The sequence below is a fragment of the Janthinobacterium amylolyticum genome, assembly GCF_051380655.1.
Lineage (GTDB): Bacteria > Pseudomonadota > Gammaproteobacteria > Burkholderiales > Burkholderiaceae_D > Janthinobacterium.
The window spans coordinates 732,408-744,654 of record NZ_JBNYXL010000001.1 but is presented as its reverse complement, the minus strand read 5'-3'; the positions used below and the strand labels follow the sequence as shown (position 1 = coordinate 744,654).

Below are 12,247 nucleotides of genomic sequence, written 5' to 3'. Positions count from 1 at the left end.
ATCTATCCGCCATGGCCGAAGCAATGTTGTATGACCGTATCCAGTGGCATGAGGGCATGCTGCTGACCCCGCAGCATTTCCAGCAGGAGAGCGCCCGCGTGGACGCCCTGGTGGGCTGGCAGGCGCTGGCCGCCCAGCCGGCCGCCTGGGGCGTGCGCCGGCTCGCCATCGACGAGGCCCGGCTCAGCGGCGGCAAGCTGCGCATCCTGGCGCTCGAAGCCATCCTGCCCAACGGCATGGCGGTGGCGCACGATGGCCGCCAGGCGCAGGACTTCGTGCTGGAACTGGACCTGGCGCCGTACGCGCAAGCGATGGAGCAGGGCGACTTGCCCGTCTACCTGGCCGTCGGCGCCGCGCGCTCGCTGCGCCTGTCGGGGCAGCCGGCCATGTTCCGCCGCGTCGACAGCCCGCTCGTCGAGGATGAGGTATCCGAAGCGCTGGCCGACGAGGTGCCGCGCATGGCGGCCAACTTGTGCCTGATGGCCGGCAAAGTGCCGGGGCCGGCGTGGGTGCATTTGCATCTGATGACCTTGCGCAAGGAAAACGAGAGCGTGCGCCGCTGCGCGTTCTGGCCGGCCCAGCTCGAGGTGCCGGCCGGTTCGGCCCTGCTGCAGCGGGCGCAGGCGCTGGCCGCCCTGATGCGCAACAAGGCCGTTTTCCTGGGACGCCAGACGGCCGGCGGCTCGTCGCGCCTGGAAGACCGGCTGGCCATGCTGGAACAGCGCGCCCGCCTGTCCAGCCTGACCCTGCACCTGCCGCTGCTGGAAGCGGCGCTGAATGCGGGGCCGGTGCAGCCGCAGCCCCTGTACCTGGCCCTGTGCGCACAGCTGGGGCCCTTGTCCGCCTTGCGCCCCGGCGCCGTGCCGCTGGCGCCGCCCGCCTATGTGCATGGCGACAGCCAGGCGGCGTTCGACAGTGTGCTCGACAATCTGGTGGACCTGGTGGGCGAAGTGAGCCAGGAATGGAAGACCTGCACCTTCAACCTCAACGGCCAGGTGTTCTCGCTGCCGCTGCGGGCCGAATGGCTGGGCGGGCAGGGCGCGCGCCTGGTGGTGGGCCTGCGCGGCCAGGGCGAACGCGAACTGGCGGCCTGGATGGCGGGCGCCGTGATCGGCTCGCGCACCGTCTCGGCGTCGCTGGGCGACCGCCGCGTGCTGGGCGCCACGCGCAATGCCATCGATGGCGCGCCGGAACTGGGTTTGCGCGGCAGCCAGGGCTGCAGCCTGTATGCCATCGAGGTCAGCGACCAGTTCATCGTGGCCGGCCAGGATTTGCTCATTAGTAACATCAACGAACACCTGCTGGCGCAGCGCCCGCAGGAAGTCGTTTTGTTCATCAAGGGATGAAGCATGACACTCCAGGATAAAGTCCATGGCGCGCACGGCGCCAGCGGTGCGGCGGCAGGCGCCGCCCGCCATCTCGGCGGCGACGGCAACGACCTTGCCAGCATCCAGTTCCGCGCCTTCGTGGCGTTGCTGAACCAGTCCGTGGCCGATGGCGCGGCCCTGGGCGAGGCGGATGGCCGCGCGGGCGCGGAAGCGCTGAGCCGCAAGCTGAGCCAGCTGATCGAGCTGCAGACCCTGGAGGCAGGGCGCCAGGGCGGCAAGGCGGGCGCCGAGGCGGAATTGCAGGGACGTTTCCTGAAGGCGGCCCTGGCCGACGAAGTGCTGCTGCACCTGGACTGGGCCGGGCGCACGCACTGGCGCCACGTGCTGCTGGAGGCGACCCTGTTCAATTCGGGCCAGGCCGGCCAGCAAGTGTTTGCCGACATCGACCAGCTGCTGCGCGAGCGCGAACCGGCGCGCCGGGGCGTCGCGCGCCTGTATCTGTACCTGCTGTCGCTGGGCTTCCAGGGCCGCTACCGCGACAGCGCGGGCCTGGCGCAGATCGCCGACTACCGGCGCGAGCTGTTCCAGTTCGTCTACCAGCGCGCGCCCGACATGCGCGCGCGCGACGCCGTGCTTACCGAGCAGCCGTATGCGAGCACCCTGTCGTACGGCGGCGGGCGGCGCCTCTCGCGCCTGAGCCGGCGCGGCGCCATCCTGGTGCTGGTGCTGCTGATACTGCTGGGCGTGTCGGAAGTGCTGTGGCTGTGGCAGTCGTGGTCCGTGCGCAAGGCCCTGAGCGCGCCCGTGGCGCCGGCCGTCGTGCACTTCCGCGTGGCGCCGCCGCTGGCGCTGCACCTGCCCGTCATTCCCGGGCATGCCGCACGCGGCGAGGTGGCGCCATGCTGAATTTCCTGTCCGACAACCTCGTCATCGCCGTGTTGCTGGTGGTGACCTTGCTGGTGCTGGTGCTGCTGGCCGTCGTCATCAGCGCCGCACTGCGCAGCGGCGGGCAAGGCGCGAACGCCAACGGCGGCAGCAAGCTGCGCCTGCTGGGCTCCGAATCGCTGCGCCGCTCGTTTCGCAGCGCCATCGAACTGATCGAGGCCAACCTGGCCGAGCGCGCCGAGCGCTACAACCTGTCGTGGACCTTGCTGCTCAATGAAAGCGGCAACCGCGCCGTGTCGCTGGCGCAGTCGGGCCTGCCCAGCGCGCTGAGCACCGACAGCAGCCTGACGGCCGCCGCGCAAGGCATCACCTGGAACTTCTTCGACAAGGGCGTGGTGGTGCAGCTGCAGTCCGAGTATCTGGGATCGCCCGATCCCGACAGCGCCGCCAGCAGCGGCATCTGGGACGATTTCCTGGGCCTGTGCCGTGCCTACCGGCCGCTGCGCCCCTTCGACGGCATCGTACTGGCCATTCCATGCACGGCGCTGCTGGCCAGCGATCCGCAAGGCCAGCTGGAACTGGTGGCGCGCGCCAAGGCCATCCACCGCCGGCTGTGGCTGGCGCAGAACCGCCTGGCGCTGCGTTTCCCCATCCACCTGGTGGTGACGGAATGCGAAGTGCTGCCCGGCTTTTCCACCTTCGGCACGGCCTTGCCCGAGCCGATGCGCCGCTCCATCCTGGGCTGGGCGTCGCCGTATGAACTGGTGGCGCCGTTCCGCCTGCAGTGGGTCGACGCGGCAATGGACCAGATCGCCGGCGCGGTGGCCGACAGCTGCGCCGAACTGTGCGCGCTGGAGCAGGCCGATGCCGACAGCCGCGCGTATTTCCTCCTGCCCAGCGAGGTGGAACGCCTGCGCGCGGGCCTGAAAGTGTTTTGCGAAGAGCTGATGCGCCCCAGCGCCTACCACGAGCCTTTCCTGCTGCGCGGCATCTATCTGACGGGCGACTGCAGCGACGCGGCCGCGCTGCTGGCCGCCACGGCCAGCCTGGCGCCGCAGCCGGCCCTGGCGAACGAGACGGAGCATACGCAGCTGGCGCTGGCCAGCGCCGGCGCGCAGGACGAGGCGGCCCTGGCGCCGCAGGACGGTATGCCCGTCTTCCTGCGCGATATTTTCGAGCGCAAGATCTTTGCCGAAGTGGGCCTGGTGCAGGCCTCGTCGCAGCGCATGCGGCGCCCGGCCGTCAACCGCCTCGCGTACTGGTCGGCGCTGCTGCTGCCCGTCCTGTGGGCGCTGGGACTGGTGGTGTCGAGCTTCCAGCTGCACCGCCTGGCAGGCGAAATGGTGGTGTACCTGGAAGCGCTGAACGGCGACGCGCGTGCCAGCCTGCAAAGCGGCCGCGCGGCGGCCGGCTGGGTGGCCGCAAGCGCCGCCGGCACGGGCAATGGCCAGCGCAGCCAGCAGCGCGCCGTCGATGCCCTGCTGAATATCGAACAGCTGGGCGAGGCGCATTTCAGCTCCGTCTTCATGCCCGGCTCCTGGGCCATCTTCGACGACTTGCACGACCGCGTGCAGCAGCGCCTGGAGCAGGGCTTCGCCGACAACGCCTTCGAAGCGCTGCGCCGCTCGGCCTTTGCGCAGCTGGGCCGGCTGACGGGCGTGCCGCACGATCCGGCCACGGGCAGCCTGATCGCGGGCGCCCAGTGCACCCTGCCGGCGCGCTGGCATGAGCTGGCGGGCGTGCCGGCGCCCAATGCGCTGAACCTGGAAGACCTGCCGCACTACCAGGCGATGCTGCAATACCTGGCGCGCATGGATGAACTGGACCGCGTCATCAGCGCCATGCTGCGCCTGAAGGGACCAAGCTCGGTGCCGGCCTCGGGCGACGACCTGGCGCTGGTGGTGCGCGTGCTGCTGGGCACGGAACTGAACGGTACGCCGGCCCGCACGGCCGCGCTGTTCCGCGCCGTGGCGCAAAGCGTGCCCTCGCTGGCCATCGAACCGATGCAGGAAGCGGCGCGCTGCTCGCTGCACCTGGCCAGCGGCGCCATGTATCGCCGCCTGTTCGACGACAATGGCTTGCTGCGCGCGGAACAGGCGGTGGCCGCCAGCACGGGCGCGCTGCTCGAAGGCGGGCCGCGCGGCGGCGACCTCGACGGCCAGCTGCGCCTGTGGCAGACCTTGCGCACGGCGCTCGACGCACAGCAGGGCCAGCTGATGGCAGGCAAGGGCGCCTGGATGCATCAGAGCAGCATGAACCTGGGCGCGGGGCACGAAGCCATGCTTGAGCGCATCGGCGCCAATTCGCTGCTGGGCAGGGCGGCCCAGGACGACAGCCGGCAGCTGGCCACGCAGGGTTTCGGCCGCTTCGTCATGGCATGGGACACCACCCTGGCCGCGCCCAATCCCCTCGATACGGGCGGGGCGGGCCTGGTCTGGAGCGGTGCCGGCAGCGCCGCCAGCTGGGCTTTCACGCCCGAACGCAAGGTGCTGCACGAGGCCGTGGCGGCCATGCTGGCACCGTCGTATATGCGGGCCGAGACGCCCGTGCGCCTGCCCGAGGTGCCGTCCGGCGCCACCATCCACTGGGACAAGGGACAGCTGGAGCGGGCCGCCAGCCTGGCCGAGGCGCGCAAGGCTTTCCTGGCGGGGCCGTACACGCGCCTGCCGGGCCGCTTGCAGCAGCCGGCCGGCACCCTGGTCGACCAGGCGCTGGCCGGCAGCGTGCACGCCGCGCTGGCGCAGGCGCTGAGCTTTTCGGCGGCGGAACTGCCCAGCGCCGCCAGCGACGGCGAATATGCGGCGGTGCTGCGCTTGCGCACCCGGCTCGAGGAACTGGGCGCGCGCCAGGCCGTGGCCGAACTCGATACGGCGCTGGCGCGCGATGCCATGTCGCGCCTGCGCCGCATGGACGAGGTATTCACGGCGGCCGAGGTGTTCCTGCCGCGCGACCGCGCCTTCCAGGGCTGGAAGGGAGACAAGGGCGCCCTGATCGAAGCCTTCGCGGCCGGCGACAGCGCCGGCCTGAACGCGTATCTGGCGCAGCAGCAGGAATTCATCGAGATCCTCGGCAAGCAGGTCGAGGGCGTGCTGACGCAGCTGTCCGGGCCGGCGGCGGGCCAGCCGCTGGTGGCGCGCTGGCAAGCCATCCTGGCCGACTTGCGCCGCTACCGCCTGAAAAGCCCCGGCAGTTCGCTGCTGGCGGTGGAGCAGTTCATCCTCAATGGCAGCGCCGACATCGACCTGGGCAACTGCGCCGACAAGCTGGGCGCGCGCATGGCGCAGCGGCGCGGCAGCGACGTCTTCGCCGAACGCCTGCACAGCTTGCAAAGCGGCTTGCTGGCGCGCTGCCGCGAACTGTCGGCCAGCCATTACCAGGGCGAGTGGGAGCGCTTCGCGGAAGTCTACAACCGCGACCTGGGCCGGCGCCTGCCGTTCGTTTCCCTGTCCGGCGCGCCGGCGGGCCGCGTGCGCAGCGGCGACGCCGTGCCGGCCGACCGCGAGGAAGTGGGCGCCGTGATGAAGCTGTACGAGCGCGCCAGCGCCGCCAGCGCGCAGGCCGAGCGCGAACCGGGCCGGCCCGCCGTCAGCGCCGCCGTGCGCAAGGCCAATGTGCAGCTGCGCCGCGTGCGCGACGTGCTGGCGCCCCTGTATCCGGCCGAGGAAGGCCAGGTGGGCGGGCTCGATGTGACGGCGCAGTTCCGCGCCAACCCGGGCGCCGAAGCGGAAGGCAACAAGATCATCGAATGGAGCCTGGCGATCGGCGGCGCCAGCGTGCGCCAGAACGAGCCGGCGCGCGCGCTGCGCTGGGAGCCGGGCATGCCCGTGCTGCTGAGCATGCGCCTGGCGCGCGACGGCACGGCCACGCCGAAGGCCGAGCCTGGCCAGGCGCACATGACAGTGGCCGAGCGCACCGTCAGCTACCGCTTCGACGACCCGTGGGCCCTGTTCTCCTTCATCGGCGCCTTCCGCGAAGACGAGGCGCCGGGCAGCGAAGGGCGCGCGCCGCTGCTGCGCTTCGAGTTTCCGCTGGCAAATACGGACGCCACGGGAAAACTGCCCGCCGCCGACAGCCGCGCCCGCGTCTTCGTGCGCCTGGCCGTCAGCGCGCCGGGCAAGCGCGCGCCGCTGGCGTGGCCCGCCGTGTTCCCGGCCCAGGCGCCGGCCTGGCAGGAAGCGGCCTTGCCCGCTGCCGGCGGCACGGCGGAGCGCTTCAGCATGCAGGCGGACAGGGGCGAGCGGTGAGTGCGGGCCATGTCAGTCATGGCGTCCAGGCCTGCCACGGTGGCGCGGCGCCCCTGCGCGTGGCCGTCTTCGGCAGTTTTTACCGGGGCTTTCATGTGCTCAGCGAACTGCTCAAGGGGCCGCTGGCCGCGCGCATCGAGGTGGTCGGCGTGGCCACGGATGACCCGCAGGCCAGCTTCGTCAGCCGCGAACGGCGCGTCTGGGCGTATCCGCACAGCGCCGAGGAAGAAACGATGGTGGCGCGCCTGGCGGCGGCGCACGGCTTGCCCGCCTATCGGGGGCGCGTGAAGAGCGAGGAGTTTTATCGCCTGTACGAGCGCGAATGGCGCCCCCAGCTGTGCATCGCCGCCACCTTCGGCCAGCAGTTCGACGCTCGCCTGCACCGCTTTCCCTGCCATGGTTTCTACAACCTGCACCCGTGCGTGGACGACGGCTGGCCCTCGGCGTATGCGGGGCCGAATCCGTTCCAGGCCCTGCTCGACGACGGCGCCGACCATGCCGTCATCGCCCTGCATGAAGTCGACGACGGCTTCGATACGGGGCGGCTGCTGGCGCTGTCCGAGAAAATTTACTTTCCGCCCACGGCCTCGGTGGTCGACCTGCACAAGATTACGTCGCCGCTGGCGGCCAAGCTCCTGGCGCAGCACGTGGCCAGGCTGATCGAGGCGCCGCAGGCGCAGCATGCGGCCGCCTGATGATGGCGCCCGTTTTACTTTCCCGCAAATCCCGCTTACTGGACTAGACACGCTCATGCACGCCATTCCTGATTTCCTCCTCAGTCCCGCCGAACAGCAGCGCCTGGATGCCTTGCTGGCGCCGATTTCCCCCGCGGCGCCGTGCGGCGAGGCGGCCCGCTACGACGCCGTTTTCATGGAAATCCGCCTATTGCGCGAGGAAGACGACCCCAGCCTGCCGATGGGGCAGTGGGAGCGCCCGCTGCAGCGCGCCGACTGGCCGCTGATCGAGCAGCGCTGCGGCGAAACCCTGGCGACGCGCTCGAAGGACTTGCAGCTCGCCGCCTGGCTGCTCGAGGCGTGGCTGCGCCAGCGGGGCTTTGTCGGCCTGTTCCACGGCTTGCGCCTGGTCGATGCCCTGCTGCGCACCTACTGGCAGGAGCTGCATCCCGTCATCGAGGACGATGGCGACGCCGACGCGCGCCTGGCGCCGCTCGAATGGCTGAATGAATCGCTGAGTGCCAGCGTGCGCGTGCATGCGCCCTTGCTGGTCCTGGGCGGCAAGCTGCCGCCGCTGGCCCTGGCCGACTGGGAGCGCATGACGGCCCTGGACGTGACGCCCGGCCTTGGCGCGGCGCGCGGGATGGCGCAGGGCGGCGACGAGGCGCCGCTGACGCGCGCCGACATCGTGTTCGCGGCGGCGCAGATGGGCGGCGAGCTGGCCAGGGCCGGCGCCGCCGTCGTGCACAGCCTCGATACCCTGGAGGGGCTGGCCGCCTGGCTCGATACCCGCCTGGGCGAGCAGGCGCCCCGGCTGCTCAAGCTGCGCGGCGTGCTCGAAGCCGTGCAGCGCGTGCTGCTGCAGCTGCAGGATGCACAGGCGCACGACGAAGCACCGGAGGACGAGGCGCCGGAGCCGGCCGGGCTGGCCGGCGGCGAGGAGGAGGGCGATGCGCTCCCGCTGGCGCCGGCGGCCGCCAGTCCCGCGCCGGCGTCCCCGCGCTGGCGCAACCGCACGGAAGCCTATGCCACGCTCGAAGCGCTGGCCGAATACCTGGCGCACATCGAGCCGCACAGTCCGACTCCGTTTCTGATCCGCCGCGCCGTCAACTGGGGCCGCATGCCGCTGCCCGAGGTGATCGCGGAAATCATCCGCGAGGAGGGCGACTTGAACCGGCTGGTGAATGTGCTGGGGATACGCCTGTGATGGCCTGAACTGCGCAGCGGCGCCCAGCGGCCATGCCGGCGGCGTGGCGCCATCCACGGTAAGATACGGCATTTTCAGCCGTTGTGAGGACACCCGGGTGCGCGTATTGCTGGTGGAAGACGATCCGATGATCGGGGAAAGCATGGTCGCGGGCCTGCTTGGTGAGTGCTATGCCGTCGACTGGGTGCGCGATGGCAGGGATGCGGAGCTGGCGCTGGCCGGCTTTGCCTACGACCTGATGCTGCTGGACCTGGGCTTGCCCGGCAAGCAGGGCATGGACGTGCTGCGCGCCACGCGCGCGCGCGGCGGCGACTTGCCCGTGCTGATCATCACGGCGCGCGATGGCACGCCGGCCCGCGTGGAAGGGCTCGACAGCGGCGCCGACGACTACCTGGTGAAACCGTTCGACCTCGATGAATTGCTGGCGCGCATACGCGCCTTGCTGCGCCGCCGGGTCAGCCGTTCGCGTTCCGTCATCGAGCATGGCGCGCTGATCCTCGACCTGGCCAGCCACGACGTCACCTTCGAGGGCGAGCTGATCAAGCTGCCGCCGCGCGAGTTTTCCGTGCTGCGCGCCTTGCTCGACCATCCGGGCAAGGTAGTGTCGAAGCGCCAGCTGGGCGAGAAGCTGTATGGCTGGGATAACGAAGTGGAAAGCAATACCGTCGACGTGTATGTGTATCAGCTGCGCAAGAAGTTCGGCGCTGACTGCATCCAGACAGTGCGCGGCGTGGGCTACAAGATGCCGGTGGCGCCATGCTGAGCATCCGCCGCCAGCTGCTGCTGGGCTTGCTGGCCGCCACCTTGCTGTGCGTGCTGGGCGCGGGCATTTCGCTGTTCCGTTCCCTGCTGGAAGAAACCAATGAACTGGCCGACTTGCAGCTGCGCCAGCTGGCCGTGGCCTTGCCCGACGAATTCGCGCCGCAGACGGGCTTGCCCGCCGCGCACGACCCGGAAGAAGCGTTCGTGCTGCAGGCGTGGGACGAAGCGGGCCAGTCCTTGTCCGTCCTGCCGGGCCAGCCGCAATTGCCGCGCTACGCGCTGGCCGGCTTTGCCGATGTCACCTTGCGTGGCGAGGACTGGCGCCTGTACGGCGAGACGCGGCGCGGACGCTACGTGCAAGTGGCGCAGGCGCAAGCCGTGCGCGACCAGCTGGCCTGGCAGATGACCATGCGCGCGGGCGCGCCGCTGCTGGTGTTCGCGCTGATCCTGGGGCTGCTGATCGTCGCCGTGGTGCGGCGCGCGCTGGCGCCGCTGCACCGGTTGGCCGCATCCGTGGCCGGCCGTTCGCCGGACGCGCTCACGCCGCTGCCGGCTGATGACATGCCGCCCGAACTGCGCCCCGTGGTGCTGGCGCTGAATGGCCTGATGGGGCAATTCGAGGCGGCGCTGGCGGCGCAGCGCACCTTTGTCGCCGATGCGGCGCATGAATTGCGCTCGCCGCTGACGGCGCTCAAATTGCAGCTGCAGGTGGCCGAGCGGGCCACCAGCGAAGACGAGCGCCGCGCCGCGCTGGCCAAGCTGCACGGCCGCCTGGACCGCAGCACGCACCTGGTGCGCCAGTTGCTGAGCCTGGCGCGCCACGAGACGGCGCTGACGCCCAGCCAGCTGCGCCCGGTGGACCTGGGGCAGTTGCTGGAAGCGGCCGTGGCCGACCATAGCGCGCTGGCCGACAGCCGCGAGATCGACCTGGGCGTGCTGGAACCACACGCTGCCGCCGCGCCCGTGCTGGTGAACGCCGACCCCGACGGCCTGCAAGTGCTGCTGAATAACCTGATCGACAATGCCCTGCGCTACACGCAGCGGGGCGGCAGGGTGGATCTGCAGGCGGCGCTGGAAGGGGGCCGCCCGCTGCTGCGCGTGTCCGACAACGGCCCCGGCGTGCCGCGGCAGCACCATGCGCGCCTGTTCGACCGCTTCTTCCGGCCAGACGGCAACGACGCCTGGGGCTGCGGTCTGGGCCTGTCCATCGTGCGCCATATCGCCGAACACCACCAGGCCGACATCGCGCTGGCCGATGGCGAGGCGGGGCGGGGACTGCGGGTGACGGTGCGTTTTGCGCAAGCGGCTTGAACGAAAAAAAGCGGATGCCGCTGAAGGCATCCGCTTTTTTTGAGAGGCGAGGTGCTTATGCCAGCTCGGTGATGAATTGCTCGCGCGCAGGACGCACTTTTTTCAGGTCGACCAGCCAGTCGCCTTCACCGGCGCGGTAGCCCAGCGGCAACATGACGACGGAGCGCAGGCCTTTTTCGCGCAAGCCCAGGATCTCGTCGACCTTGGCCGGATCAAAGCCTTCCATCGGCACCGAATCGACTTTTTCTTCCGCTGCCGCGATCAGGGCCGTGCCCACGCCGATGTAGGCCTGGCGCGCCGCGTGCTGGTAGTTGGTTTCCGCATCGCGTTGTGGATACGTGGCCAGGATCTGCTGGCGGTAGGCTTCCCAGCCTTCGTTCTTGAAGCCGCGCACGGTGTTGACCAGGTCAAACATCGCGTTGATGCGTTCCACCGTGTAGTTGTCCCAGGCGGCAAACACCAGCAAATGCGAGGCGTCCGTCACTTGCGACTGGTTCCACGCATGCGGCTTGATCTGCTCGCGCAGGGCCGGATTCGTCACGACGAAGACTTCGTAAGGATGCAGTCCGCTGGAGCTGGCCGTCAGGCGCACGGCTTCCAGGATGCGCTCGACCTTATCTTGCGGCACCACTTTGCTGGGGTCCATCTTCTTGGTGGCGTAGCGCCATTGCAGTGTTTCGAGCAGTGCGGACATGTAAATCCCTTTCATAATGAATAGTTCAGATTGGAAATGATAGCGGATTCCGCCATTTCAAGTGCGCGGCCCAAAAAAGAAGCGGTAGTGCGTACTCAACTTGGCGTACGCCAGCATCGTTGTCTACAGGCCAAGCATGGCAAGCTCCGCGTCCGGGTAGCGTGCGCCCTGCACCCTGGCAGGGGCGATGGACGCGCCGATGGCGGCCAGCTCGCTGTCGTTCAGGGTGAGCTGGGCGGCGGCGGTATTTTCTTCCAGGTGGGCCAGGCTGCGGGCGCCGGGAATCGGCACGATGTTGTCGCCTTGCGCCAGCAGCCAGGCCAGGGCCAGCTGCGCCGCCGTGGCGCCGCGCGCGGCCGCCAGGCGCTGCAGTTCGGCAACGAGGTGCGCGTTGGCGGCCATCGCCGGCGGCTGGAAGCGGGGCAGGCTGTGGCGGTAGTCGTCCGCTGCCAGGGTGGCGCTGGACGCGAGCTGGCCCGTCAGGAAGCCACGGCCCAGCGGGCTGTAGGGTACGAAGCCGATGCCGAGCGCGCGGCAGGCGGGCAGCACCTCGGTTTCCACGTCGCGGCTCCACAGCGAGTATTCGGACTGCACGGCGGCGATCGGATGCACGGCGTGGGCGCGGCGCAGGGTGGCGGCTGACACTTCCGACAGCCCCAGGTGGCGCACCTTGCCGGCCCGCACCAGTTGCGCCATGGCGCCGACGACATCCTCGATGGGCACGGCGGGGTCCACGCGGTGCTGGTACAGCAGGTCGATGCACTCGATGCCGAGCCGCGACAGCGATGCTTCCACGGCCCGCACGATGTGTTCCGGGCGACTGTCGACACCGGCCATGCGTTGCACGCCCTGGCCGTGCGGCAGGATCCTGAAGCCGAACTTGGTGGCGATCTGGACCTTGCCGCGCAGTTCCTTCAGGGCGCGGCCGACCAAGTCCTCGTTGGCGTAGGGGCCGTAGACTTCCGCCGTATCGATCAGGGTCACGCCCAGTTCCACGGCGCGCTGCAGCACGCGCAGCGAGGTGGCCTCGTCAGCGCCGCCATAGGCAAAGCTCATGCCCATGCAGCCCAGGCCGATCGGTGCCACGCGCAAGCCCGCGTTACCCAGTGTTCTGTGATTGTCCATCGCATTCCTCGTAAAAG

The 12,247-nt window shown here is 69.9% G+C and carries 9 protein-coding genes; 7 read left to right on the top strand and 2 right to left on the bottom strand.

All coding sequences use genetic code 11. From position 1 onward, the window contains the following. The first annotated feature begins 11 nt into the window (after positions 1-11). The 7 genes from tssK (at position 12) to ACQ4WR_RS03330 (ending at position 10,411) form a co-directional block, all read left to right on the top strand. Positions 12-1,346, top strand: a complete 1,335-nt coding sequence (tssK, locus tag ACQ4WR_RS03360) for a type VI secretion system baseplate subunit TssK (protein ID WP_436485305.1) — start codon at positions 12-14, stop codon at positions 1,344-1,346. 3 nt (positions 1,347-1,349) lie between these two features. Then, positions 1,350-2,234 carry a DotU family type IV/VI secretion system protein gene (locus ACQ4WR_RS03355; protein ID WP_436485303.1) on the top strand — a complete coding sequence of 295 codons (885 nt, stop codon included), beginning with the start codon at positions 1,350-1,352 and terminating at the stop codon, positions 2,232-2,234. Next, positions 2,228-6,457: a type VI secretion protein IcmF/TssM N-terminal domain-containing protein gene (locus ACQ4WR_RS03350; RefSeq protein ID WP_436485301.1), complete on the top strand. Its 4,230-nt coding sequence runs from the start codon at positions 2,228-2,230 to the stop codon at positions 6,455-6,457. Before ACQ4WR_RS03355 ends, ACQ4WR_RS03350 begins: the two co-directional genes overlap by 7 nt. Continuing rightward, positions 6,454-7,152 carry a formyltransferase family protein gene (locus ACQ4WR_RS03345; RefSeq protein WP_436485300.1) on the top strand — a complete coding sequence of 233 codons (699 nt, stop codon included), beginning with the start codon at positions 6,454-6,456 and terminating at the stop codon, positions 7,150-7,152. The genes ACQ4WR_RS03350 and ACQ4WR_RS03345 overlap by 4 nt, the downstream gene beginning before the upstream one ends. A gap of 55 nt (positions 7,153-7,207) precedes the next feature. Next, the gene (gene tssA / locus ACQ4WR_RS03340; protein WP_436485298.1) at positions 7,208-8,338 is read left to right on the top strand and encodes a type VI secretion system protein TssA; all 1,131 of its coding nucleotides are present in this window, start codon (positions 7,208-7,210) and stop codon (positions 8,336-8,338) included. A gap of 97 nt (positions 8,339-8,435) precedes the next feature. Continuing rightward, positions 8,436-9,101, top strand: coding sequence for a response regulator transcription factor (locus ACQ4WR_RS03335; RefSeq protein ID WP_436485297.1), 666 nt, complete (start codon positions 8,436-8,438; stop codon positions 9,099-9,101). Beyond that, positions 9,095-10,411: an ATP-binding protein gene (locus tag ACQ4WR_RS03330; RefSeq protein WP_436485295.1), complete on the top strand. Its 1,317-nt coding sequence runs from the start codon at positions 9,095-9,097 to the stop codon at positions 10,409-10,411. The genes ACQ4WR_RS03335 and ACQ4WR_RS03330 overlap by 7 nt, the downstream gene beginning before the upstream one ends. 55 nt (positions 10,412-10,466) lie before the next feature. Here the strand turns inward: ACQ4WR_RS03330 and ACQ4WR_RS03325 are convergent, their stop codons facing one another. Together ACQ4WR_RS03325 and ACQ4WR_RS03320 are read right to left on the bottom strand one after the other, a co-directional pair. Next, entirely contained in the window at positions 10,467-11,105 is a 639-nt protein-coding gene (locus tag ACQ4WR_RS03325) for an NAD(P)H-dependent oxidoreductase (protein ID WP_102299529.1), read from the bottom strand. A gap of 123 nt (positions 11,106-11,228) precedes the next feature. After that, positions 11,229-12,230, bottom strand: a complete 1,002-nt coding sequence (locus ACQ4WR_RS03320) for an aldo/keto reductase (RefSeq protein ID WP_436485292.1) — start codon at positions 12,228-12,230, stop codon at positions 11,229-11,231. Between the last annotated feature and the right edge of the window lie 17 nt (positions 12,231-12,247).